23 protein-coding genes are annotated in these 25430 nt (G+C 56.3%); 12 read left to right on the top strand and 11 right to left on the bottom strand.

Annotation, left to right across the window (positions count from 1 at the left end):
* Positions 1-92 precede the first annotated feature (92 nt).
* Entirely contained in the window at positions 93-527 is a 435-nt protein-coding gene (uspF, locus tag P346_RS18530; protein ID WP_032657476.1) for a universal stress protein UspF, read from the bottom strand.
* A 132-nt stretch (positions 528-659) separates the two neighbouring features.
* The gene (locus tag P346_RS18535; protein WP_032657474.1) at positions 660-950 is read right to left on the bottom strand and encodes a DUF1330 domain-containing protein; all 291 of its coding nucleotides are present in this window, start codon (positions 948-950) and stop codon (positions 660-662) included.
* 66 nt (positions 951-1016) lie between these two features.
* On the opposite strand from P346_RS18535, the gene P346_RS18540 reads away from it, so the two are divergent.
* Positions 1017-1472, top strand: a complete 456-nt coding sequence (locus P346_RS18540; protein ID WP_233456513.1) for a MarR family winged helix-turn-helix transcriptional regulator — start codon at positions 1017-1019, stop codon at positions 1470-1472.
* Positions 1473-1544: 72 nt separating this feature from the next.
* Here P346_RS18540 and P346_RS18545 read toward each other — a convergent pair whose 3' ends face one another.
* Positions 1545-2216 carry an MgtC family protein gene (locus P346_RS18545; protein WP_032657471.1) on the bottom strand — a complete coding sequence of 224 codons (672 nt, stop codon included), beginning with the start codon at positions 2214-2216 and terminating at the stop codon, positions 1545-1547.
* A 457-nt stretch (positions 2217-2673) separates the two neighbouring features.
* On the opposite strand from P346_RS18545, the gene P346_RS18550 reads away from it, so the two are divergent.
* Positions 2674-3882 carry an MFS transporter gene (locus P346_RS18550; RefSeq protein WP_032657468.1) on the top strand — a complete coding sequence of 403 codons (1209 nt, stop codon included), beginning with the start codon at positions 2674-2676 and terminating at the stop codon, positions 3880-3882.
* Positions 3883-3901: 19 nt separating this feature from the next.
* Here the strand turns inward: P346_RS18550 and P346_RS18555 are convergent, their stop codons facing one another.
* Complete coding sequence (locus P346_RS18555) at positions 3902-4891, bottom strand: 2-hydroxyacid dehydrogenase (RefSeq protein ID WP_008502392.1); 990 nt, start codon at positions 4889-4891, stop codon at positions 3902-3904.
* Between the two features lie 359 nt (positions 4892-5250).
* On the opposite strand from P346_RS18555, the gene P346_RS18560 reads away from it, so the two are divergent.
* From P346_RS18560 to P346_RS18580, 5 genes are all read left to right on the top strand, one after another.
* A complete protein-coding gene (locus tag P346_RS18560) occupies positions 5251-6006 on the top strand; it encodes a DUF4225 domain-containing protein (protein ID WP_032657465.1) in 756 nt (251 codons plus the stop codon).
* A gap of 2 nt (positions 6007-6008) precedes the next feature.
* The gene (locus P346_RS18565) at positions 6009-6332 is read left to right on the top strand and encodes a hypothetical protein (RefSeq protein ID WP_032657462.1); all 324 of its coding nucleotides are present in this window, start codon (positions 6009-6011) and stop codon (positions 6330-6332) included.
* A 214-nt stretch (positions 6333-6546) separates the two neighbouring features.
* Positions 6547-9186 carry a YdbH family protein gene (locus tag P346_RS18570; protein ID WP_032657459.1) on the top strand — a complete coding sequence of 880 codons (2640 nt, stop codon included), beginning with the start codon at positions 6547-6549 and terminating at the stop codon, positions 9184-9186.
* A complete protein-coding gene (locus tag P346_RS18575; protein ID WP_014169918.1) occupies positions 9183-9374 on the top strand; it encodes a YnbE family lipoprotein in 192 nt (63 codons plus the stop codon). Before P346_RS18570 ends, P346_RS18575 begins: the two co-directional genes overlap by 4 nt.
* Before the next feature lie 7 nt (positions 9375-9381).
* The gene (locus P346_RS18580) at positions 9382-9699 is read left to right on the top strand and encodes a YdbL family protein (protein WP_028017556.1); all 318 of its coding nucleotides are present in this window, start codon (positions 9382-9384) and stop codon (positions 9697-9699) included.
* Here the strand turns inward: P346_RS18580 and feaR are convergent, their stop codons facing one another.
* Positions 9700-10608 carry a transcriptional regulator FeaR gene (gene feaR, locus P346_RS18585; protein WP_032657456.1) on the bottom strand — a complete coding sequence of 303 codons (909 nt, stop codon included), beginning with the start codon at positions 10606-10608 and terminating at the stop codon, positions 9700-9702.
* Between the two features lie 241 nt (positions 10609-10849).
* Here feaR and P346_RS18590 point away from each other — a divergent pair, with 241 nt between their 5' ends.
* Positions 10850-12349 (top strand): aldehyde dehydrogenase family protein, encoded by a 1500-nt coding sequence (locus tag P346_RS18590; RefSeq protein WP_032657453.1) that lies wholly within the window; start codon positions 10850-10852, stop codon positions 12347-12349.
* A gap of 51 nt (positions 12350-12400) precedes the next feature.
* Here P346_RS18590 and P346_RS18595 read toward each other — a convergent pair whose 3' ends face one another.
* Positions 12401-13015 carry an FMN-dependent NADH-azoreductase gene (locus tag P346_RS18595; RefSeq protein WP_032657450.1) on the bottom strand — a complete coding sequence of 205 codons (615 nt, stop codon included), beginning with the start codon at positions 13013-13015 and terminating at the stop codon, positions 12401-12403.
* Positions 13012-13776 carry an alpha/beta fold hydrolase gene (locus tag P346_RS18600; RefSeq protein WP_032657448.1) on the bottom strand — a complete coding sequence of 255 codons (765 nt, stop codon included), beginning with the start codon at positions 13774-13776 and terminating at the stop codon, positions 13012-13014. Before P346_RS18600 ends, P346_RS18595 begins: the two co-directional genes overlap by 4 nt.
* Before the next feature lie 166 nt (positions 13777-13942).
* On the opposite strand from P346_RS18600, the gene P346_RS18605 reads away from it, so the two are divergent.
* Positions 13943-14884, top strand: a complete 942-nt coding sequence (locus P346_RS18605; protein ID WP_338010679.1) for a GlxA family transcriptional regulator — start codon at positions 13943-13945, stop codon at positions 14882-14884.
* 9 nt (positions 14885-14893) lie between these two features.
* Here P346_RS18605 and P346_RS18610 read toward each other — a convergent pair whose 3' ends face one another.
* The 4 genes from P346_RS18610 to paaZ form a co-directional block, all read right to left on the bottom strand.
* The gene (locus P346_RS18610) at positions 14894-16000 is read right to left on the bottom strand and encodes a GGDEF domain-containing protein (RefSeq protein ID WP_032657442.1); all 1107 of its coding nucleotides are present in this window, start codon (positions 15998-16000) and stop codon (positions 14894-14896) included.
* Positions 16001-16072: 72 nt separating this feature from the next.
* Positions 16073-18046 (bottom strand): alkyl/aryl-sulfatase, encoded by a 1974-nt coding sequence (locus P346_RS18615; protein ID WP_032657439.1) that lies wholly within the window; start codon positions 18044-18046, stop codon positions 16073-16075.
* A gap of 167 nt (positions 18047-18213) precedes the next feature.
* The gene (tynA, locus tag P346_RS18620) at positions 18214-20490 is read right to left on the bottom strand and encodes a primary-amine oxidase (protein ID WP_032657436.1); all 2277 of its coding nucleotides are present in this window, start codon (positions 20488-20490) and stop codon (positions 18214-18216) included.
* A 622-nt stretch (positions 20491-21112) separates the two neighbouring features.
* A complete protein-coding gene (paaZ, locus tag P346_RS18625; RefSeq protein ID WP_032657433.1) occupies positions 21113-23155 on the bottom strand; it encodes a phenylacetic acid degradation bifunctional protein PaaZ in 2043 nt (680 codons plus the stop codon).
* A gap of 284 nt (positions 23156-23439) precedes the next feature.
* Here paaZ and paaA point away from each other — a divergent pair, with 284 nt between their 5' ends.
* Genes paaA through paaC form a run of 3 tightly spaced genes read left to right on the top strand, consistent with a single transcriptional unit; the run spans position 23440 to position 25423 of the window.
* On the top strand, positions 23440-24369 hold the full coding sequence (paaA, locus tag P346_RS18630) for a 1,2-phenylacetyl-CoA epoxidase subunit PaaA (protein ID WP_032657430.1): 930 nt from the start codon (positions 23440-23442) through the stop codon (positions 24367-24369).
* An 11-nt stretch (positions 24370-24380) separates the two neighbouring features.
* Complete coding sequence (gene paaB / locus P346_RS18635) at positions 24381-24668, top strand: 1,2-phenylacetyl-CoA epoxidase subunit PaaB (protein ID WP_003857353.1); 288 nt, start codon at positions 24381-24383, stop codon at positions 24666-24668.
* 8 nt (positions 24669-24676) lie between these two features.
* Complete coding sequence (paaC, locus tag P346_RS18640) at positions 24677-25423, top strand: 1,2-phenylacetyl-CoA epoxidase subunit PaaC (RefSeq protein ID WP_032657428.1); 747 nt, start codon at positions 24677-24679, stop codon at positions 25421-25423.
* Positions 25424-25430: the final 7 nt, after the last annotated feature.

Genomic DNA, 25430 nt, shown 5'->3' with positions numbered 1-25430 from the left:
TCACTCAGGGCTGCGTAAATGAAAAACCGGGCGTCTCGCCCGGTTTTTGTTATCCGCTATCCGTTCGTATCCACGAGCGTAAACGCCGCTTTCTATCTCACGACCAGGACAGGGCATTTCGCATGCCGAACAACTGCCGCTGCGTTCGAACCCAACAGATAGGTCGATATGTCAGGTTTGTGGGAAGCGATAATAATCAGGTCGGCATCGATCGTGTCAGCGAGCTTAAGGATTTGATCTTTTGGAGATCCCGTCACGGCGTGAGTCTGTATCTTGTCGGGAGGGATTTTGAATTGCTTAACGATTTCATCTAGCTTCGCTAAGGCCGCGTGCTGGAACTCTTTCATCTTCGGCATTTCTACCGAATAGGCCAGGCCTAATGATGAATAATACGGAAGCGATGGAATGACGGTGAGAAAGTGAACTTTAGCTGTGTTAAGGGCGGTATGTGCCTGAACGAAGGGGATAACCATGTGCGTCAGGCTATCCTCAGAAATGTCAATTGGAACCAAAATTGAATTATACATTTGTCCCTCCTGAGTGTTTTTCACACAACTCAGGGTAGACCGTTAATTTCAGGAAAACAGAGAGCAGGGTGTCATAACGGGCACAAATTTAGGTTATGTGATATGCGTACAGTCGACCTGGCCGTCATTCCGTCATTCCGTCGTGACAATGAACATTCTCGCTTCCTGGGCGAGCTGGCGTTCAGCCTTAATCGGCGCATATTGTTCCGAATGATAGAAGGCAAGGGCCTGCTCCAGGTTAGGGAATTCAAAAATGCCCGCATAGGGTAACGGCTCCACTTCCCCTTCCAGAACCTGCGCGACAGCACCAAAATGAACGATTTTACCTCCTGCCTCTTCTAATGCAGCCGTGAAGCGGGGGGCAAGGCGGGCCTGTCTGGCAGGGTCAATAACGCGTAAGTTGATATGAACAAAGGCGGGCATATCCGTTCCTTATATGGTAAATAATGTATATACAGTATTAACTTTAGCATTGATTGTCGAGATGAAATGATGAACAACATTGATGTTGCGCTGTTGAAGACCATCCCGGAAGTCTGTCCGGCGTTTCAGGCGCGCGCTACTGCGAGGGCTATTACGCGCTATTACAATGCCTGCTTCAGACCGTTTGAGCTGACCGCCGAGCAGTTCAGCCTTTTGGTTGGCATTGGGGGTTCCCCAAATGAAACCGTTGCGGAACTCGCCGCCAGAGCAGGGGTGGATGCGACCACGCTGAGTCGAAATATCCGTAGTCTGGAATCCCGGTGCATTATTGACTCGGCTGGAGGCCGTGGACGTGCCGGAAAACGACTCACGCTGACAGCTGAGGGCTGGCGTCTGCTCGAGGAGCTCATCCCGGTCTGGCAATCCGCTAAGCAAGAATTGTCCCATCTTATGGGCAGCGAGCAGCTCGGCCTGACGACGGAGATGATGAAACGCCTGGCTAAAATCAGCACAGCTTTATGAATATCTCAGCATCACCGTTCGTTTCCGGCTAAACAGCAAAGCCTACACCGGGCGTAACGCCCGGTTTAGTATTTATGTTGCGTGACAGCTGACGGACGCGATAATTTTATTCCCGCCCATATTCCCCATAATCAGATCGAGTAATTTTCGGTATTCCTCCCGGGTCATCACCTCAGCGCGAATTTCAGTTTTACCTTCTGTTTGCGCAGTAGCGGAATAAATCGCTTTCAGACTTAACGTCAGCTCTTTCGCCATATCTACGACGCTTTGCCGCACCGCATCTTCATGCTCATCATTACAGGTAATTCTCAGGACATAGCATTTTTCGCCTTCATGGAGCACGGGCAGTTGATTAATTCGCTGCGCGGCTTCGCGAAGCAATATGTTAGCGCAGAGAATAATTAGGCTGGCCATGGCGGCATTCCAGAACTGGCCTAATCCGCACAGTACGCCAATTCCGGCCGAGCACCATAGCGTTGCGGCGGTATTCAAACCACGAATATTCATTCCTTCACGCATAATGACGCCAGCGCCAAGAAAGCCGATTCCGGAGACGATCTGCGCTGCGATACGCCCCGGGCTATCAGGAGAAGTCGATACCGAACTTAAAATGAACACTGCCGCACCCGTGGCAACCAGTGCATTGGTACGAAGCCCGGCCATACGCTGGCGCCACTGTCTTTCCGCGCCAATAATTGCGCCCAGCAGCATCGCTGCGAGCAGATGAGAGATATAAGGGAACATCAGCCTGTCGCCTGTTAACGTTATTAAATATTAAGCGTCGGTGCTTTGCTAAGCACATCATAACGCCGTTTAATTGCTAAGCGTGTCAGGACGACGGTGGCGGAAAGAGTGAATGTGTAAACATGAACATCGCGATGCCCCACAAATTGAGCGGTTTTACTATTTTGGGATACAATCGCTTAAAGAGGATTGCTGCCCACCGTTTAAGGTAAGCAGCGAGAAATTTGTGCTAGCTTACCTTCGTATCGACTATAAAATAACTTTCCAACGAAGGACTCCTGTGAAAATTTATTGCCAGTATAGTCAGGCAAGCTAATGAGTAAAGCGAAAAAACAGCCTCCGTTATGAATTGTTTAAGTTCGGAGGACATGTTTTTTAAGACGTCATCTGATTTTAAAAAATACCCGGTATACTACATTTTCTTTTTTACAGGCGATAACAGACAAAGGCAGGCAGTATGTCTCTTCGTTCGCTGCGGGCATTGTGCCTGACAAGTTTTTTCATTGCGGATGTCCGCGATGGCCTCGGTCCTTTTCTCGGTATTTTTCTGACCGAACGCCACTGGTCTCCCGATGATATCGGCATCCTGATGACGGCCGGTGGGCTGGCGGGATTACTGGTCACGCTGCCGGCGGGATTCATCACCGACACCTCACGCAGCAAGCGGACCGTGCTGGCGCTGATGTGCCTGCTCATCACTCTTAGCACGCTCCTGCTCTGGTTTAGCCAGCAGAGCGGCGTTGTCGCCGTTTCGCAAATCGTCACCGGTATCTGCGCGGCATTTGTGGGGCCGCTGATCGCCGGGATTACGCTGGGGCTGACCGGCCAGAGCGGGTTCAGCGCGCAGATGGGCAAAAATGAGGCGTTCAATCACGGCGGCAATTTTGTCACCGCGCTGATTGCAGGCGGCATTGCGTGGTACTGGGGCGTCGGCGGGATTTTCCTGCTGATGACCTGTACCACGCTGTTAACGCTCTGCGCGCTGCTTGCCATCCGCAACGAGGATATCGATAACGATGCCGCACGAGGACTCTCGTCTTCAGCGAGCCTGCCGGTTCCCGGCTTTGCCGTGCTGATTAAAAACCGGGCGCTGTTTGTGACCGGACTGACGCTGCTGCTGTTTCACCTGGCGAACGCCGCGCTGCTGCCGATGCTGAGCATGAGGGTGGCTGCGGCACCCGCCTCGATCAACCCCGGTTTGTACGCGGCGGGCACCGTTATCATCTCTCAGGCCGTGATGATCCCCGTCGCCATCTGGGTCGCCCACCGAATAGACCGATACGGCTACTGGCGCTTAATTATGCTGGCGCTGCTGGTGATGCCGGTGCGCGCGGCGCTGGCGGCGTCGACGGACGCGCCGCTCATGATGATCCCGGTACAAATTCTCGACGGGCTGGCCGCAGGTATCCTGGGCGTCGCGGTACCGTCGTTTATCGTGGTGCTGTTGCGCGGGAGCGGGCACGTCAATGCCGGGCAGAGCGTGGTGATGCTGATGCAGGGTGTTGGGGCATCCATGAGCCCGGCGTTAACGGGCACGATTGCGGGTCATTATTCCTTTGCGACGGCATTCAGCGTTCTGAGCGCGATTGCGCTGGTGGCCGTCCTGCTCTGGTGGTGCTTTGCGCACCGGACCTGGGAAACAGACAGTAGGCCGTGTGGGGCATAGCCGCCACCCGGCGTCACGCTTACGCCAGTTCGTTAGGGCACGCTTCGCCCTTTTCCAGCTGCTGCAGGTTACCCAGCGTGGTTTCCGAAATGCTGATCAGCGCTTCGGCGGTCAGAAACGCCTGGTGACCGGTAAACAGCACGTTATGGCAGGCAGACAGGCGGCGGAACACGTCGTCCTGGATCACATCATTAGACTTGTCCTCAAAGAACAGATCGCGTTCGTTCTCGTACACGTCCATCCCCAGCGCGCCAATTTTTTGGGTTTTCAGCGCTTCGATAGCGGCCTGAGAGTCAACCAGCCCGCCGCGGCTGGTGTTGATGATCATCACGCCATCTTTCATCTGGTCAAACGCCGCCTGGTTAAGCAGGTGGTAGTTCTCCGGCGTCAGCGGGCAGTGCAGGGAGATCACGTCAGACTGCGAGAACAGGGTCGGCAGGTCGACGTATTCCACGCCCAGATCCAGCGCAGCTGCGCTCGGGTACGGATCGAACGCCAGCAGACGCATGCCGAAGCCCTTCAGAATGCGCAGGGCGGCCACGCCAATTTTACCGGTGCCGATCACGCCCGCGGTTTTGCCGTACATGGTGAAGCCGGTCAGCCCTTCCAGCGAGAAGTTGGCGTCACGGGTACGCTGATAGGCGCGGTGAATACGACGGTTGAGCGACATCATCATGCCAATAGCATGTTCCGCGACCGCTTCCGGGGAGTACGCCGGGACGCGCACCACCTTCAGACCCAGCTCTTTCGCCGCGTCGAGGTCCACGTTATTAAAGCCCGCGCAGCGCAGGGCGATATACTTCACGCCCTGTTTTTTCAACTCTTCCAGCACCGGACGACTGCCGTCGTCGTTAACAAAAATGCAGACGCCTTCACAGCCGTGCGCCGTTTTGGCGGTTTTTTCGGACAGCAGAAAGTCGAAAAATTCAAGCTCAAACCCGTAAGCCTCGTTAACATGTTGCAGATACTTTTTGTCGTACTGCTTTGTGCTATATACCGCGAGTTTCATAAGACTTTCTCCAGTGATTTTGCATTCACGTTAGCATGATTAAAATTATCTTACAATTTCTAAAATATTATTGAATTCAATAAGTTCTATCAATTATTCTAGAGCATATGTACACCCTAACTCCATGATATTTATATCCACCGACTTCTGAAGGGGGCACCAGAGAGATACCTACTTATTTTATTCTAGGGGTGCTATGGGGGAAGCTTAAGTCACAGCAAGTGCTTATGTTTGGGTAAATGGTTTACCAATACCTGAAAATGTGACTACCTTTAGCTGTTGAAATGACGTAGCTCTTTGAATGTCTTAACATCGAAGGTAGTATTATTGCTATCGTTTTAAAATGACAGGGAGACCGAATGTACAACCATAATCGGGAAAAAAGTCATTTCGAGGAGAAAGTCTTAGAGATTGAAAATCTTGCGCAGCGAATTGCCACAAAGCATTTGCTTTATGGTACCTCTGGCATGTTTTTTGAAACTCAACAACTTGTTGCTCGTTTGAGAAGGGAGATTGAATCGCATTGCTTGACCTGGTCAGGGGGGATTCAAGTTCTTGATGAACAGATACATCATCTTAAGGAACAAGATGACTTACTTACCTTCAATAAGGCTAAATTATTCATTGTTGTTGAAAAAAATCGGACAACAACGACGACTTTAGCGCTTAAACAGATCGGTTTCGTTGCCGGTGGGGCGCAAGTGTATGGGGGCGCTAGTTTATGCGTCGGTTCGCTTGGTCTTGCCTGTGCTGCGTATGGTGCACCTATGATTACTCATGGGCTAAACAACATGTATGAAAATGGATACTATCTTCTATATCGTGAAGATCGGTCTGGCACGCTAAGAGATGCTTATCGTTACGCAGCAGCGAAGCTCGGCTATGGGAATAATGAAGCTGATATTGTCTATGGTGTAGTTGATATTTCTTTATCAGCCTATGGCGCGGGTAGGAGAGTACTGGCTCCCAGAGAAAAATCCTGGAGTCTGTTTCGCAACATCGAATCTGATTATATCAGAGGATGGCAAGAGGCTTCTAAAACAGCGATGGCTTTGGATTTGACCAGTGGAAGCGTCACAGGTTGGCAGATGTACCAGATAGCTAAAGAGAATTAATTATGTCGGAACAGTTCGAGTTGTCATTAACCCCACCGATTCTACCTGCCGTGTGCTATTTTATTGTATCTATTGCCATTTTTTGCTTGTTGTACCTCGGTAAACTCAAGGTCAACAGGCTTCGTAAATATCCTCTGTTCATCGCCTATACGCTGTTTGTGATTGCTATTGCAGCCATTCAAATTAACGTTTTTGCCAACGGCTATGAGTTTGTTAGCGGTTTTTTGCATATTGATTTTGATCCCTGGCGGTACGACTCGGTGTATTGGGGGTCATTGATATTCGCCATGCTTTACCTGCTGGCAATGCCAAGGAACAAGTATTAATTTCACAACTCTGCTCTGCGATTGTTATTGAATTTATGCGTAACCAATTGAACTTAAAATATATTCTTTAGGTTACGCATGGCAAAAAAATCACCGCTTACTATTACAGCATCTATTCTTAACTTAGCGTTAACTTCAACTCAATCGCTAAACATGCGACAATGATCGGCACTGCCGGCTTAATTCTTTCGCTAAATCAGGATATTAACTGCCCATGAAGGGTAAATACAAAGCCGCTCTTGCGCTTTTACTGCTGTTCATATTGTTGCCGCTGACGCTGCTGATGACGCTCGCTCAGTGGGTACCGACGCTCGCCGGGATCTGGCTGCCCGTCGGGACGCGCATCGCTTTCGAAGAGAGTCCGAAACTTACCCGCCACGCGCTGGTGATCCCCGATCTTCGCTATCTGGTTGAAGACTGCGAAATTGCCCGCATCGATAACGTGACGCTGTCACATCCGAGCCGCTGGAAGCTGGATATCGGCGCGCTGGATCTTAACTCCGTCTGTCTGAGCAAAATTCCCCAGTCTGCGCCCTCAACGGTCGCCCCCAAAACGCTGGCACAGTGGCAGGCGGTATTACCGAATACCTGGCTCACGATTCACCGTCTGACGCTTTCGCCCTGGCAGCAGTGGCAGGGCGAGCTGCGTGCGTCGCTGACGCCGTCCATTCAGGAGATCGCCTATAAAGGCGAGCAGGTCAGCATTAAAGGCACGCTTCGCGGTCAGACGCTCTCGGTCAGCCAGTTCGATGTACAGCTCCCTGACCAGCCGCAGCCGATTAAGCTGGTGGGCGAGTTTACCTTGCCGCTGGTGCCGGATGGCGTGCCGGTGAAAGGCCACGCGGTCGCGACCTTTAACGTGCCACAGTTAACGTCTCTGGTCGATGCCGATCTGGACTGGGAAGACAATCAGGGACAGCTGGTGGTGATGGCGCGGGACAACCCCGATCCGCTGCTTGACCTGCCGTGGCAGATCACCGCGGAGCAGCTGAACATCAGCGACGGGCGCTGGAACTGGGATCTCTCGGGTATGCCGCTGAGCGGGCGGGTGTCCCTTCGCGCCGACAACTGGCAGCAGGGGCTGGATAATACCACCCTGACCGGACGACTGAATGTGCTTACCCAGGGTGATGCGGGGAAAGGCAACGCGGTACTGAACATTGGGCCCGGCAGGCTCGGCATGGAAAACAGCGACATGCCCCTGCATCTGAGCGGTGAAGCGAAGCAAAACGATCTCATTCTTTACGCAAAATTGCCTGCAACGCTGACCGGCAGCCTGTATGAACCGCAGCTGGCCTTTGAGCCTGGCGCGCTGCTCCGCTCGCGCGGGCGCATCATTGACTCACTCGATATCGATGAAATCCGCTGGCCGCTGGCGGGCGTGAAGCTGACACAGAAGGGCGTGGACGGCCGCTTACAGGCGATTCTGCGTGCCCATGAAAACCAGATGGGCGATTTTGAACTCCATCTGGACGGCCAGGCCAACGACTTTTTACCTGATAACGGCCTGTGGCAGTGGCGCTACTGGGGAAAAGGCGGTTTTACGCCGATGCATGCCCGCTGGGATGTCGCCGGGAAAGGCGAGTGGCGCGACAATCTTATTGAGCTGACGGCGCTCTCCACCGGTTTTGACAAGCTCCAGTACGGCACGATGGAGGTCAGCAAGCCGCGTCTGGTGCTGGATCAACCGGTGCGCTGGCTGCGTGACCCCGAAAAACCGGCCTTCAGCGGCGCGCTGTCGCTCAACGCAGGGCAAACCCGTTTCTCCGGCGGCAGCGCGTTGCCGCCCTCGGTCCTGACCTTCAGCGTCGACGGCACCGACCCGACCATTTTTCAGTTTAAGGGCGACCTCCATGCGGACAAAATCGGCCCGGTACAGGTGAACGGACGCTGGGACGGCGTGCGCCTGCGCGGGCAGGCCTGGTGGCCGAAACAGTCGCTCACCGTATTCCAGCCGCTGATCCCGCCAGACTGGAAAATGACGCTGCGCGACGGGGAACTTTATGCGCAGGTCGCCTTCTCGGCGGCGGCCGATCAGGGCTTTGAAGCGGGCGGGCACGGCGTGCTGAAATCCGGCAGCGCCTGGATGCCGGATAACCAGATTAACGGCGTCGATTTTGTGCTGCCGTTCCGCTTCAGCGAGGGAACCTGGTCCCTCGGCACGCGCGGGCCGGTCACGTTGCGCATCGGCGAAGTGGAAAACCTGGTGACCGCGCGCAACATTACCGCCGATCTACAGGGGGATTATCCCTGGACGGAGGACAATCCGCTGCTCCTCACTAACGTGAAGGTGGAAACCCTCGGCGGGAAGATCACCATGCAGCAGCTGCGGATGCCGCAGCACGATCCGGCCCTGCTGCGTGTGGACAACATCTCCTCCAGCGAGCTGATTAGCGCCGTTAATCCGAAGCAGTTTGCCATGTCAGGGCCGGTGAGCGGGGCGCTGCCGTTCTGGCTGGACAATGAAAAATGGATCATTAAAGATGGCTGGCTGACCAACCCGGGGCCAATGACGCTACGCATCGACAAAGATACGGCCGACGCCATCGTGAAGGATAATATGGTGGCGGGCGCGGCAATTAACTGGCTCCGCTATATGGAAATTTCGCGTTCGTGGACGAGAATCAATTTAGATAACCTGGGTGAATTAACCATGCAGGCGACCATCAAGGGGACCAGCCGGGTGGATGGCAAAAGCAGCTCCGTCAACCTGAACTATACCCATGACGAGAATGTCTTTACCCTCTGGCGCAGCCTGCGCTTTGGGGACAACCTGCAAACCTGGTTTGAGCAACATGCGGCGATACCTGCTCCCCGCAGTTTGACTGGCAAGGAAAGTGAGGAACAACAATGAAAAAGATGGCTGGTGTGCTCACCGTTGCCGTTGCCGCGCTATTGACCGGCTGTACGCCGCGTATTGAAGTCGCTGCGCCAAAGGAGCCGATTACCATCAATATGAATGTCAAAATCGAACATGAAATCCATATTAAGGTCGATAAAGACGTTGAAACCCTGCTGAAATCGCGCAGCGATCTGTTCTGAGGATGCCATGAAACGATTAGCTCTGATTTTACTGGCACTGGGGATGAACGTGCAGGCGGCTGCGCTGACCTTAAACGATGCCCGGGCGCAGGGGCGCGTGGGGGAAACCCTCAGCGGCTATCTTGCCCCGATTCAACAGGACGCGGAAACGCTGGCGCTGGTCAATCGTATCAATGCGGCACGCACGGAAAACTACCAGAAGCTGGCTGACAGCAATAATTTGCCGGTCGATGAAGTGGCCAAAATGGCAGGTCAAAAGCTGGTTGCCCGCGCGCAGCCGGGCGAATACGTGAAGGGTATTAACGGAAAATGGCTCAAAAAGTAGTTAGCGGTAGCGCCTGCGGTATTCACCCGGCGAGACGCCAAAACGCTGCTTAAACGCCGTTGAAAAATGGCTATGGTCGGTAAAGCCCCAGCTGTAGCCAATGCCCGCCAGCTTTTCATCATCACCGGTAGATTGCAGTGCCTGTGCGCAGAGATCCAGACGACGGTTTTTGATGTACTGCGCCACCACCAGCCCCTTTTCGGCAAACATGCGGTAGAGGCTGCGCACGGACATACCGCTCTCGGCTGCAATCCATTCCGGGCGCAGCGATTCAGACTGAATATGGTCGTCAATCAGCGCGACTACATGCAGGAACTGGCGCTCCTTGCGCGGCTGAATGATTTCACGCTGCTGGAATGCGGGGCGCAGCAGGCAGATCATCGCTTCGAGCGCCGCTTCGCTCTCCCGGTCACTCAGGTCGGCATTGCTCATGCTCTCCATCAGCAGGCGATGGCTCAGCTGTACCGTGGGCAAGGTGCGGGAAAGGGCGGTCGCGCAGCTTATCTCCTGGAAACGACACTGCTGCTCAATAATCTGGCGGGGAACCAGCAGCGAAATCTGGCGGGATTTTTCCCGCCAGTTGATCGAGCAGGGACGCGACGCGTCAATCAGCGTGATATCACCTGTTCTGAGTACCGCCCGACGTTCATCCTGTTCAATTTCCGCGCTGCCTTCAAGCTGGAACACGGTATAGAACCAGGCATCGTTACTCTGCGTAATCTCCTGACGGGAGCGGAACAGGTTAACGCCGCCTGCGGTCACGGTGCTGAGCTTCAGGCTGCGCGCATAGCTGGTCTCCAGCTCGCCGAAGAACTTTCCCTCGGTGGGCTGCGCGTTAAAACACCCGCAAACCTGGTTAATTTGCGCCAGCCACTGCTGATACTGTTCCTGCTCGCTTGCACACGCCATCGTTTCTCTCACTGCACCGTCAACGTTTTCGCATTGTTGCATTTGTGTTGCATTTTGTCAGAGCTATGAGGCTGACTATAGGAAAGAACACTCACCGGTAACAGCGATATAAGCGGCAATTATCGCGATTTGCGGAGCCTGTCACAGGTGGCAAAGCGAATGTCACAGAGACAAAAGCGAGAACGCAAAACCCCACTTAGACTGGATGGACACCCTGCGAAGAATAACGAAGGAGTATCCTATGTCTGAATCACAGGTGGCCATTCAGCCTGCCGTACAACAATTTTTAGACCGACAACATGGCCTGTGGATTGAAGGGCGTCAGGCCGCGTCGGACAGTGAAAAGCGGCTGAACGTCTTCAACCCGGCCACGGGCGAGGTCATTGCCTCAACTGCCGATGCCAGCGTCGATGACGTTGACCGCGCCGTCATGTCCGGCTGGCGCGCGTTTGTCGCCCGCAGCTGGGCCGGAAAACTGCCGGCGGAGCGCGAGCGGATCCTGCTTCATTTCGCCGATCTGGTCGAACAGCACAGCGAGGAGCTGGCCCAGCTTGAAACGCTGGAGCAGGGCAAATCCATTAACATTTCCCGCATGTTTGAAGTCAGCTGCACCCTGAACTGGATGCGCTATACCGCCGGGCTGACCACCAAAATTTCGGGTAAGACTCTCGACCTTTCCATCCCGCTGCCGCAGGGCGCCCGCTATCAGGCGTGGACGCGTAAGGAGCCGGTTGGCGTGGTGGCCGGGATTGTGCCCTGGAACTTCCCGCTGATGATCGGGATGTGGAAAGTGATGCCTGCGCTGGCCGCGGGCTGCTCTATTGTCATCAAGCCGTCAGAGACCACGCCGCTGACCATGCTGCGCGTGGCGGAACTGGCAAGCGAAGCGGGCATTCCGGATGGGGTGTTCAACGTGGTGACCGGGAGCGGCGCGGTGTGCGGCGCAGCGCTGACCTCGCATCCGCATATTGCAAAGGTGAGCTTTACCGGCTCAACGGCGACGGGTAAGCAAATCGCCCGCACGGCGGCGGATACGCTAACCGGGGTGACTCTGGAATTGGGCGGGAAAAACCCTGCTATCGTCCTGAAAGACGCGGACCCGGCGTGGGTGATCGAAGGCCTGATGACCGGCAGCTTCCTGAACCAGGGGCAGGTGTGCGCGGCGAGCTCGCGCATCTACATTGAAGCGCCGCTGTTTGACACGCTGGTCAGCGGGTTTGAGCAGGCGGTGAAATCCCTGAGCGTCGGGCCGGGCATGTCGCCGGAGGCGTTTATCAACCCGCTGGTGTCGCGTGCGCACTGCGACAAGGTGCAGACCTTCCTTGACGAAGCGAAGTCGCGCAGCGCGGAGCTGATCGTCGGTAACCGGGGACCGGAAGGCAAAGGCTATTACGTTTCGCCGACGCTGGTGGTGAACCCGGATGCCTCACTGCGCCTGACCCGAGAAGAGGTGTTTGGCCCGGTGGTCAACCTGGTGCGCGTCGCCGACGGGGAAGAGGCGCTCCAGCTGGCAAACGACAGCGAATATGGCCTGACGGCCAGCGTCTGGACGCAGAATATCAGCAAGGCGCTGGAGTACACCGACAGGCTGCAGGCGGGCACCGTCTGGGTGAACAGCCATACGCTGATCGACGCCAACCTGCCGTTCGGCGGCATGAAGCAGTCCGGCACCGGACGTGACTTCGGTCCGGACTGGCTGGACGGCTGGTGTGAAACCAAATCGGTGTGCGTGCGGTACTAAAAAACAAGCCGGGTGGCGGTTACGCTTACCCGGCATGCTTTCTCCCGATGGCTATTTTAGCGAGGCGGCGATGACGGAAGGAATAGCGTCAAACGCCTGCGCAACGCCTCTAGTCCGGATCTCCTCACCGCGCGTCGCCCCTTCCGCACGAATAAATTCCACTCTGTCGATGCCCAGAAAGCCAAAAAATTTCTGCAGGTATCGCTCCTGAAAATCCATGTCTTCGATTGGCGTACCGTGATAGATCCCGCCACGGGTGGAAACGACGATAATCCTTTTGCCTGTCGCATGCCCCACCGGACCCGTCGGGGTATAGCTGAAGGTTTTTCCCGGCTGGGCCAGTCGATCTAACCAGGCCTTAAGCTGCGTGGAGACGGAGAAGTTATACATAGGCGCGCCTATCACGATGAGGTCGCTATTGAGAAATTCGTTTACAAGCTCCCCAGACAGATTGTGTTCGCGGACGTCTTCAGCCGTAGCGTCCGTGGCTATCCGCAGCGGCCGGAAGCCTGCAGCGACGGTGCCGCTGAGATGGGCGATGGGGGTTTTAACAACGTCGCGATAGACCACCCGATCTGATGCGAGCTGGCGAACCACCTCTGCCGTCAGCTGACGTGAAAGTGAGAACTCGCCGTTAATGCTTGAATCTATATGCAGAATATTCATTTTTTTGTTTCCTTTGCGTCGGTCTGGGTTGCTTGTTCGATAAACTGGCTGACGGCGTCCGGGTGGGAAATCATCGACATATGGCTGCTCTTAATACGCAGGACGGTGGCGTTCATGGCGCCGGCAAGCTGCTGCTGGACGCCGGGAGAAAGGGCGCGATCGTCTTCGGTTATCAGATACCACGAGGGTTTTTCGCGCCAGGCGGCATGTTCTACCTTCTCGCTAAAGGCGGTTGCCGCGATGGGCTGCTGCGTTGCCGTCAGCAGCTTTACGCGGTTGAAAGACAGGTCATTGGCCATCGTGCGCTGATAGGCATCGGGATCGTCCAGCCAGATCAGCCCTTTATTATCCGGGCGCATGTCGGCCATCGGGGCGTTAAGGCGGGTAAGAAGAGAGGTGACCGATTCACCGCTGTCGGGGGCAAGGGCGGAGAGAAAAACCAGCTTTTTCACCTTCGGGTTATTGCCTGCCTGGGCGATGACCGCGCCAGCCCAGGAGTGGCCGACAAGGACCACTTCCCCTTGCTGACGGTCAATGACACGCTCTGTGGCGGCGACGTCATCTTTCAGCGAGGTCAGAGGGTTCTGCACTGCCGTGACGTGATAGCCCCGGGTCTGCAAACGGTCTATCACTTCCTGCCAGGCGGAACCATCGGTAAAGGCACCGTGCACGAGGATGATGTTATTAATCCGCGCCTGTACGGGCTGCGATGCAGCCATGCAAAGCAAAGAGAGAAGAACGGGCAAGCGTGTCGGTTTCATAGGCGTGACGTAATTTCCTGAGAGACGTTAAAGCACAGTGTAACGAGAGGCGCAAAGAAGCTTGTAGTGTCTGAAATGACGGTTAACATACGAAATCAGACATTTTATTCGGGCCTGAATCATGAGAATTGGCATTTTAGCGTTACCCGGAAGTATGAAATCCGCCGTGGCTGGGCTCTGCGACATGTTCTGGCTGGCTAACGAGGTGATTGCCCAGCAACCGGACGGCGAGGGCATATCGCCATTTGAGGCGGTCATCATCACGGCGGAAGGAAAGCCGGTCCCGGACGCGCAGGGTCGGCTGATCGAGACCGATGGGAGCTTTGTCACCGGGGGAACCTTCGACCTCGTGATTGCCTGCGGGATGAAGCTTGACGAGCAGAAACGCCCGGTCTCGCTGGCGGCGGTCCACGAGGCTGGCGCATGGCTGCGCGGCCAGTATGATAAAGGCGCGATGCTTGCGGGAGCCTGTGCCGGTGGGTTGGTTCTCGCCGAGTCGGGGGTACTCAATGGGCGGGCATGCACGACGACCTGGTGGCTTTACCATACTTTCCGCCAGCGTTACCCGCTCAGCAAACCCGTCTGGGGTAAAGCGCTGGTGCAGGACGCGCGGGTTATCACCTCCGGCGGCCCGCTCTCGTGGGTTGACCTGGTGCTGCATATCATCCGCCTGCACGCGGGGCAGAAGCTGGCGCGTCTGACGGCCGACATGGCCGTGGCTGACAGTCAGCCGTTGTCTCAGCAGGTTTACGCGCCGGCTGGTTTTTTAAATTCGGTACATCCGATGATAATGAAAGCGGAACATATCGTTCGGTATGAAAATCCGGCGATTACCGTAGAGCAGCTTGCCCGGGCGCTGAATATGACCACTCGTACCCTTCACCGAAAAATGGCGGAGGAGATGAATGAAAGCCCTAAAAACTTTTTGACGCGCATGCGCATTGAAAAGGCGATGCGTCTCCTGGAGCTGCCGGGGTACGTCATAGCGCAGATTGCTGGCGATTGCGGTTACGCTGACGACACGGCGTTCAGGCGCGCATTTACTGGCGTGACGGGAATGTCGCCCGGCCAGTATCGCAAGTGGATTGCCGGGCGTCATGCGGAATAGCCGCCGTTCTCAGCGGCATGCTCGATCCCGCCCGGCCTCCTTCGCCCGATACAGCGCCGCATCGGCGCGGGCGATGATCTCTGTGCCCGCTAACCCTTCCGCCATGCTCGCAATCCCCATGCTCACGGTGACATGGTCGCTAACGGTTGAGGCGCTGTGCGGTATGGACTCCGCGCGCAGGCCGTCCTGAATGCGTAGGGCCACCTTTTCAGCGATGTTTTCCGGGCAATTAAACAGGATCACCACGAACTCTTCGCCGCCGTAGCGTGACACCACATCGTCAGGCGTTCGCACCGACTGCTTCAGCACCCGCGCCACGCGCGTCAGGCAGTCGTCACCCGCCTGGTGCCCGTAGGTGTCGTTGTAGCGTTTGAAATAGTCGATATCCAGCATAATCACCGAGAAGGTTTTTTTCTGCTCAACCGCGTTCTCCAGCACCACTTCCATTTTCCGGCGATTGGCGGTTTTGGTTAACGGATCCTGATGAGCCAATGCATCCAGTCTGGAGATCAGCAGCTGATTTTGCTGGTTACGTCGCCAGGCCTCGTCAAACCAGCTCAACAGGATGAAACGCCCGCAGATCAGGATCAGCGAAAACACGCTCCAGATGACGACGAAGTGAAGGTTGAGGCCATCGTTCCGCATCCAGCTTGCTATCGGCAGGGTGATCCAGAGCGGGAGCACAAAGGCGAGTAACCCTTCAGGGTAAAAATAGAGCGCCGTTAAGCCGGCGAGTAATAAAATAACGCACAGCGGCCAGACGTGCGGGAGCAGCAGCTGGGTGATAAACCAGAAGCAGGAGACCGACCAGATGGCGCTGCAGATAAACAGCACCACGCTGATACCGGCGATGCGCCGCCAGGCCATGAGGATCAGCGCTGCGGAGAGGATGATAATGCCGAGCATGGAGGCATCGACAATTCTCGTCAGCTGCGGCGAGTGGGGGTAAAGGGGATCGCTGGCCTTAAGCAGGACGTGTCGCAGCAGAATCATCACCGCGAAGCTGATATTGACGAAGGCCAGCCACGGCAGGTTCATCGCCAGCCCGTGCATGACCATGGCATGGCGCGTTGGCCAGGTTGCCCGTTCAAGTGTCGGTTTTTTTCTTTTTTCCATTGACGCTTTTTACCCTGTCTGGCTAACACGTGAAGCAGGAAAGGGCGGACGAACCGCCCTTTGCGTGCACCGTTACGGTGTCACAATGTTAAACCAGAAATCAAACTTGTCCATATAGCTAAGCATGGCATCAAGTTTCGCGCTGTCGCCAGTAATTTTAATATTTCCGCTGTCCTGGGCCTGTTTCAGCGTAACCTCCTTGAGAATGATTTTATTCAGGGTGTCACGGTTAAGCGTCAGCGTAGCGTCCGCCTCTTTTGCTTCAGCGTTTGCCGTGTGGTTAAGCACGCCGTTTTCCAGCTCGAGTTTGTATTTCCCGCCATCGCTGCCCAGGTCGATGTTAAACACCGATTTTGCGTCACCCGCTTTTTGTCCGTTGATATGGACAGCCAGATAGTCAAAGAACATCTCCGGCGTCATCGCGCGCACCGTATCCGGGCTTGCGGTATTCGGCGTTGGACCTTTCACCACGCCGTTACGCAGCTCCTGCGCGCCGGTCAGGTAGAAGTTACGCCACGGACCGGACTCAGCCTGATAGCCAAGCTGTTCCAGCGCATCCGCTTCCAGGTTACGTGCCGCCTGGTTGTTGGGATCGGCAAAGACCACTTTGCTTACCACCTGCGCCACCCAACGGTAGTTCCCCTGGTCGAAGTCGGTTTTCGCCTTGTTGAGGATGGCATCCGCGCCGCCCATATACTCCACGAATTTCTTCGCGGCTTCTTCAGGCGGCAGTTCATCCAGCGTCGCCGGGTTGCCGTCAAACCAGCCCAGATACAGCACATAGGTGGCTTTTACGTCATGGCTCACCGAGCCGTAATAGCCGCGGTTGGCCCAGGTATGCGCCAGTGAATCCGGGAGCTTGAAGTTCGCGGCGATTTCGTCGCGCGTCAGCCCTTCGTTCGCCATTCGCAGCGTCTGGTCGTTGATGTAACGATAGAGGTCACGCTGGCTTTTCAGCAGCTTGACCACGTTTTCGTTGCCCCAGGTCGGCCAGTGGTGCTGCGCCATGATGATTTCGGCCTTATCACCCCAGCGCACAATCGCCTGGTTGATGTATTTCGACCACGGCAGCGGCTCGCGGATTTTGGCACCGCGCAGCGAGTAGGTGTTGTGCAGGGTATGGGTCACGTCCTCAGCGGATTCAATCAGCTTTTTCTCTTCGATATACCAGAGCATTTCGGACGGCGCTTCGGATCCCGGTGCGAGCATAAAATCATAGGTCAGGCCGTCGATAACCTCTTTTTGCCCGTCTTTCTCAATGATATTGGTCGGGGCAATCAGCGTGACCGTCCCGGCGGAGGTCGTTGTTCCAAGACCGGCACCCACCTGACCTTTGGCATCTGGCTTCAGCAGGTTGCCATACATATAGCTGGCGCGGCGGCTCATCACGTTACCCGCCATGATATTCTCGGCAACGGCTGCTTCCATAAACCCGGCAGGCGCGTAGACCTTCACTTTGCCGGACTTCACGTCGGCTTCATCCACTACGCCGCGCACGCCGCCATAGTGGTCGACGTGACTGTGGGTATAAATAATGGCGACGACAGGCTTCTTGCCGCGATTTTTAAAATAGAGATTCATCCCGACCTTCGCCGTTTCTGCCGACACCAGCGGGTCAACCACGGTAATACCTTCTTTTCCTTCAATGATGGTCATATTTGACAGATCAAGATTTCGGATCTGATATACGCCGTCGGTCACTTCAAACAGGCCGCTAATATTAATCAGCTGAGATTGACGCCATAAGCTTGGATTAACGGAATCCGGTGCTTTATCGCCTTCTTTAATAAACGAATACTGCTGTGGATCCCAGATAACATTGCCTTGTTCCCCTTTGATAATTTCCTGAGGAATAGGGGCAATAAAGCCTTTATGGGCGTCCGTAAAATCGGTGTTGTCGGAGAAAGGAAGCTGATTAAACAGGGCGTTATTGGCTTGTTGCGTTGCGGCGGTGGCGTCCTTCGGGGCTTCTGCGGCATATGCGGAGCTGATGGAAATAACAAGTCCAGCCAGAGCAAGACTCCTGACGATCAAATTGAATTTCATCCTAACCTCTCAGTGGTGTATTACGTCGTTCGTGGAAACTTCGTGTCCTGGCTGAAAGTGGTTAAAGAAATGCAAGGGAAATAAACGAGGTAGAAATAACTATAATCGGGGAGAGGTATTCAGCAAGTAAATGGATGAAAAACCGGGCATTGCGCCCGGTGCGTTATTTATTTCTGATCGTCTTTCTTTTTCCCGAGCGTTGGCGTCTCGTCGAAGAAGTTCCACGGTTTAAGCAGGGTATGCACCCATTCCGTCGGCATGATCGGCCACTCCTCCGCGCGGGCGACGTGGGTAGTGCCGGTGGTCATCCAGACCACGTCATCCTGACCGTTGAGCGATTCGTTATCCTTGCTGTACTGCCCCAGGCCCGTGTCGTGGATGGAGCGGTTCGGGAATTTGCCTTCCGGGTAGAGCTCATCCGGGTGGTAACGGGTCACCCAAAGCTGCTTGTCCATAAAGCTCAGGCGATGGTAGATCCACTCATCCGGGGCAAATTTCGCGCCGGTTGCTACCGGATGCGTACCGCCCGCGTAAGGGATAATCTGGTATGAGACCGGGTTGCCCATGCGGTTCTCTTTACTTGTGTTGCTCAGCAGCCGAATGGTGCCCGGGTCGAATTTCTGCGCCGCCTGCTGCTCGGTATCAATATCGTACTGATTGATCTGCATGGTGCTGGTGCGCGGGCCACCGGCGGTATTCGGCTTCACTTCCGGATCCATGGCCACCAGCTTGTTGTTGATGCCGTCCACGTCCATATCAAGACGGAAGTTGTAGATGTGCTGGTGCGTGGTGCCCACGATATTATGGTCGATCAGCGTGCCGTATTTTGTGTCGTCTTTGGCGGTGGCGTCGTGCATGGTTTTCGCCTGAACGCCTTTCACCGCTTCGATACCCGTCGCGCCGGCATCAATGCCGATGGTGCCATTTTCATGGAACACCCAGTCGAAGATGTAATCGTAATTGCCCACGGTACTCACCCAGCGCACCACCAGCTCGCGGCGCTCGGCGCTGACGTTTGGCTGGCCCATCTCCTGATGTTTATATTCCGGCCCCGCGTAGCGTTCGAAAATGGCGATCGCGCGCGGGATCTCCATCGGCGCGCCGGTGTAATCCGGGATGGTTTCATTGAGCATCACGGCGTTGGACGGCACGTCTTTACCGCGTACCAGCGGTGAGGTCAGGGTGCCCATGCCGTAGTCGCCGGAGTCGAGATAGGCTTTAAAGTACCAGCCCACGTCCGGATCGCCGTAAGGGACGATCATGCCTCCGAGCGACCCCTGATACATCACCTGGCGCTTTTTGCCGTTGTCGTTATACGTGACGGTTGAAATCATCGGGCCGACGCGGGAGTCCAGGCTCAGGTGGAAATCCCAGTTCTGCCAGTGCACCATATCGCCGGTGATGGTGTAGTTCTTGCCTTCCGGCTCAGTGATGTTGAGCGGTTTTTTCGGCGTCTCAACGCGGTCGCGGCCATCATAGGGACGCGGGGTAATGGGAACCGGAACAACGGCGCCTTCTTCAATCTTCTGGATCTTTTTCTGTTCAAGATCGACCACGGCCACCAGGTTTTCAATCGGGTGCGCCCAGTAGTTGCCGTCGCCGACATCCAGATAGCTCACCACCTTCAGCAGGCGATCTTCCTGCTTCAGGCCGTCTTTACCGTCGAAATAGCCGACGGTCAGCGGTGTGGTAACCACTTTTTTCGGGTCGGTGATGCCGTGCTTTTTAAGCACCTCGGCAAACTCTGTGCTCTCGTTGATAATCTGCTGAACCGCGGTGAAATCATCCAGCAGCACCATGCCGTGCGCGTCTTTCACCGGTTCCCAGCGCAGGATTTTTTTATCCTTCAGGTCCACCACGCTTTCGATAACGTGCTTCCCATCGAGCATGACGATCTTCGCCTGGCGAGGGGCATCCACTGCCGTACCGTTAAGCACAAAGTCCCACACTTTGGCTTTCTCTGGCTCGGCAAGAGCGATCTGGGTAAAGCGGGTATTCGGTTTAAAGTCCGCCGAGGCTTTCACAATCTCAACGGCTTGCTTAATTTCGTCCGCCGTTAGCGCGTTTAACGGGTGAGGGCGTTTTTCTACCTGGAAGGTCTGGTCAAGGCCGGACTGGAAAACGTCGTTGATGAAGGTATCGGAAATAAAGGCTTTCTTGCCTTTCATCACCACCGGCACCTCAAGCCTGAGAATTTTACCGTTGACGATGGCGGTTTTTGCGCCCGGTTTGACCTTCACAAAGGCACCGTCTTTCGCAATGGTGAACATCTGTGCGTAATCATCCCACTGAACGTCCGCGCCAAAGTCCTGCAGCGTTTTGTCCATCGGGACCATATGCGCCTCACTGCCGTGGGCGAAAACAGGGGATTGCCAGGCGCAACACAGCGCAACGGCCATGGCCAGCGCCGTTCTACGGGCAGAAAAAGAAGAATTGCTTCCCATCGTAGACCTCATCTTGTTGTGTTTATTGTGTTGTGACAGCCTTATCCTGACAGGCCCATGAGAAAAGCGTTTGCCTGCATCTGCCAGGTTATTTGCCAGTCTTGCCAGGTTAAAAAAAGAGCGGGGATAAATCACATGCTGGGCCAATTATTCTCCCCATTGTGGCTGAGGGAACCCCACAAATGATGTCAGCACAGGCAGCCTCCTCTCCCTTGAGGGAGAGGGCTGGGGTGAGGGGGAACATACGGCTGTGATTGTCATTCCGCTCACTTTATGTTCCTTGCTACTCTGTAACGACATGACCGGTGAACGTGCCAGGGTGGCTCAGTCGCCACCACCCTGGCGACCCGGGCTCCCGGCGGTAAATCGCCGCTTCGCGGTGCCCTCAGCTTATTCCTTCAGGCTATCGGGTCGGGCATGAGCCTGCATCCCTGCAGGCCACGCCCTCTCGGCGCATCCCTGCGCCTCGCCCCGGCCTTACGGAAACGCCTCGGCGATTTACAGCCGGACCAGGGCATCGCTGTAAGCCATTCATTTTCCTGAAGCAACATTTATCGCTTACAGTTAAAAAATTACTGGGATTCCTCTCCCTTTGGGGAGAGGGTCAGGGTGAGGGGGAAACTTAGCTGAAATCACCCTGCTGGCGCGCCACCAGCGTCAGAATGGAGTAGAGCGCCACGGCCTGCTGGTGCTGGTTGAAGATCTCAACCGCCCATTCCACCACGCCGGTCGGTTTTTCCTCCGCGGTACGCTGTTTCTTCAGCGTTTTACGTTTGCAGGTCAGACGCACCTGAATGGTATCTCCCGGCTTAACCGGCTCGATAAAGCGCAGGTTCTCCATGCCGTAGTTAGCAATGACAGGCCCGACGCCCGCATCAACAAACAGTCCCGCCGCGGCGGAGATCAGGAAGTAGCCGTGCACCACGCGCTCGCCAAAGATCGACTCTGCCGCGCCGATCTTGTCCATATGGGCATAGAAATGGTCCCCGCTCAGGCAGGCAAAGTTCACAATGTCAGCTTCCGTGAGGGTGCGGCGCGGCGTCAGCAGGCTGTCGCCCGGCTGTAGCTCCTCAAAGTATTTGCGGAACGGATGCACGCGATCTTCCTGCACCGTTGCGCCACGCACCCACTGTTTGCCAATGGCGGCCAGCATCGACGGGCTGCCCTGAATCGCGGTGCGCTGCAGGTAGTGCTTCACCGCGCGCAGGCCGCCCAGCTCTTCGCCGCCGCCCGCGCGGCCCGGGCCACCGTGCACCAGCTGAGGAAGCGGGGAGCCGTGGCCGGTAGACTCTTTGGATGATTCCTCGTTAAGGATCTGAATGCGCCCGTGGGCGCGCGCCGCACCGGCAATAAACTGGCGGGCAATGGCCAGGTCTGCGGTGACCAGCGTACCCGCCAGGCTGCCGCCGCCCGCGCGGGCAAGCTGCATCGCGTGGCGTGCATTGCGATACGGCATCAGCGTCGCAACCGGGCCGAAGGCTTCGGTTGAGTGCACCGCCGGGGTTTCGTCCGGCTGCGGGCAGAACAGCAGGGTCGGCGGGAAGAACGCGCCCGCGGCCTGCAGATCCGCTTTGCCGCCCAGACGGATCTGGCAGCCTGCGGCGATCAGTTGCTCCACCTTCTCCTGCACGTCCGCGCGCTGTTCGGCGTTGACCAGCGCCCCCATTTTCACTCCTTCCTGCGCCGGGTCGCCCACCACCACCTTTTCCAGGCGAGCAATCAGCGCCTGGCCCACCGCGTCAATCTGGTTTTGCGGGACGATAATGCGGCGAATGGCCGTACATTTTTGCCCGGCCTTAGCGGTCATCTCGCGGACCACTTCCCGGATGAACAGGGCAAATTCCGGCTGTTCAGGCGTGACGTCTTCCCCCAGCACGCAGCAGTTCAGGGAGTCGGCTTCCATAGTGAACGGAATCGAATTCGCCACGATATTCGGGTGCACGCGCAGGCTTTGCCCGGTGCTGGCGGAGCCGGTAAAGGTCACCACGTCCTGGCTGTCGAGTTGGTCGAGGAGGTCCCCCGCGCCGCCGCAGATCAGGCTGATGGCACCGTCCGGCACCAGCCCGCTGTCCACGATGGATTTCACCATCGCCTGCGTCACCTGCGCGGTCGCGGTAGCGGGTTTAATGATGGCGGGCATCCCGGCAAGCCAGGTCGGCGCCAGCTTTTCCAGCATCCCCCAGCAGGGGAAGTTAAAGGCGTTGATGTGCACCGCCACCCCGGATTTTGAGGTCAGGACGTGGCGCGCCGCAAAGCCGCCTTCTTTCGACAGCGGGATTAACTCGTCTTCCGGCCACAGCGTGTCATCCGGCAGCTCGCGGCTGCCCAGGCTGGCGTAAGTGAAGAGGGTGCCGATGCCGCCTTCAATATCTACCCAGCTGTCCGCCTTCGTCGCGCCCGTCTGGGCCGACAGGGCATAAAACGTCTCTTTCTCGCTAAGCAGGTGCTTTGCCACCGCCTTCAGCATGGCCGCACGTTCGATAAAGGTCATCTCGTGAAGCGCTTCGCCGCCGCGCTCAATCGCATAGCGACGGGCGGCCGCCATGTCCAGCCCTTCGCTGGTCACGCTCCACAGCGCTTCGCCACTGATGGCATGATGAATAGTGCGTTCGCGGCCCCGGCCAGACTGCCAGGTACCGGACACGAAGCTGGCTAACTGCTGCATCGCTTATCTCCAAATGTTACGTAATTTACTCATTAATAGTTTAATCATGAATCATAAAAATCAAGCTGAGTTTTAATGAATTGTTAACATTGTGATCCGGTCTGATGAATTGCAGCGCGCAAAGCGACTGTTCAGAGGGCGCGCAGCAAAAGCCTTGCGAGCAACATCACAAAACCAGGAAACAATTCTTGGGGTTGTATTTAACCTTTGTGTAACTTTTAAAAAACAAAGTGATTCAACATTACGCTTTAATTTGCAAACTAACGAATCATAAAGGTGATGACGTGACGCAAGAACAACGGTTTGAGCAGCGCATAGCGCAGGAGACGGCGATTGAGCCTCAGGACTGGATGCCTGACGCCTACCGTAAGACGTTGATCCGTCAGATTGGTCAGCATGCGCACTCCGAAATTGTCGGCATGCTGCCGGAGGGGAACTGGATCGCCCGCGCGCCGACGCTGCGCCGAAAAGCGATCCTGCTGGCGAAAGTGCAGGACGAAGCCGGGCACGGGCTCTACCTCTACAGCGCGGCGGAAACGCTGGGCTGCGCGCGGGAAGACATCTACCAGAAGATGCTCGACGGCAGGATGAAATACTCCTCCATCTTCAACTATCCGACCCTGAGCTGGGCCGATATCGGCGTGATCGGCTGGCTGGTGGACGGCGCCGCTGTCGTCAACCAGGTGGCGCTGTGCCGGACCTCCTACGGTCCGTATGCCCGCGCGATGGTGAAAATCTGTAAAGAAGAGAGCTTCCACCAGCGCCAGGGCTTTGAGGCCTGCATGGCGCTGGCGCAGGGCAGCGAGGCCCAGCGCCAGATGCTGCAGGACGCCATCAACCGTTTCTGGTGGCCCGCGCTGATGATGTTCGGGCCGAACGACGACAACTCGCCGAACAGCGCCCGCAGTCTGGCCTGGAAAATCAAACGTTTCGGCAATGACGAACTTCGCCAGCGCTTTGTCGACAATACGGTGCCGCAGGTGGAGATGCTGGGCATGACGGTGCCGGATCCCGACCTGCGTTTGGATGAAGAGAGCGGTCATTATCGCTTCGGCGAGATCGACTGGCAGGAGTTTGACGAGGTCATTAACGGGCGCGGCATCTGTAACCACGAACGCCTGGCCGCCAAACGTAAAGCCTGGGAAGAGGGGGCGTGGGTGCGCGAAGCCGCACTGGCGCACGCGGAAAAACAACACGCCCGCAAAGTGGCTTAAGAGGAATCACGATGAGCAACGTCTACTGGCCGCTGTACGAAGTGTTCGTACGCAGCAAACAAGGGTTATCCCACCGTCACGTGGGCAGTCTGCATGCCGCCGACGATCGCATGGCGCTGGAAAATGCGCGCGACGCCTACACCCGCCGCAGCGAAGGGTGTTCTATCTGGGTGGTTAAGGCGAGCGAGATTGTCGCCTCCCAGCCGGAAGAGAGCGGCGAGTTCTTCGACCCGGCGGAAAGCAAGGTTTACCGCCATCCGACGTTCTACACCATCCCCGACGGCATCGAGCATATGTGAGGCAAAGAATGAATTCAGTGACTGCCTATGCCCTGCGTCTGGGCGACAACGGTCTGGTGCTTTCCCAGCGCCTCGGCGCCTGGTGCGGCCACGCGCCGGAGCTGGAAATTGACCTCGCGCTCGCCAATATCGGTCTCGACCTGCTGGGCCAGGCGCGCAATTTTCTGACCTATGCCGCGGAGCGGGAAGGCCAGGGCGATGAAGACACGCTGGCGTTTGGCCGCGACGAGCGCCAGTTCCGCAACGTTCTGCTGGTCGAGCAGCCGAACGGCAGCTTCGCCGACACCATTGCCCGCCAGTACCTGATGGATGCCTGGAACGTGGCGCTGTACGAGCGCCTGACCCAAAGCAGCGACGGCCAGCTTGCCGCCATTGCCGCCAAAGCGATTAAAGAGGCGCGCTACCACCTGCGCTTCAGCCGCGGCTGGCTGGTGCGTCTGGGCGACGGGACCGAAACGTCCGCGCAAAAAATGCAGCAGGCTATCGACAATCTGTGGCGTTTTACGGCGGAGCTGTTTGAAGCCGATGACGTCGAGCTGGCCCTGATTGAATCCGGCGTGGCGGTTGACCCGCGGGTCCTGCGCCAGCCGTGGGAAAGCGAAGTCTTTGCCGGTCTCAATGAAGCCTGCCTGCAGGTTCCTGCAGAGGTGGCGTACCGCACCGGGGGCAAGAGGGGGCTGCATACCGAACATCTGGGCCCGATGCTGGCGGAAATGCAGTACCTCCAGCGCGCGTATCCCGGTCAGCAGTGGTAAAGGAGAA

The sequence above is a fragment of the Enterobacter sp. DC1 genome, assembly GCF_000568075.1.
GTDB classification, from domain to species: Bacteria; Pseudomonadota; Gammaproteobacteria; order Enterobacterales; family Enterobacteriaceae; genus Enterobacter; species Enterobacter asburiae.
Note: the sequence above shows the minus strand (reverse complement) of the source record. Positions and strands in the feature narration are given on the sequence as shown.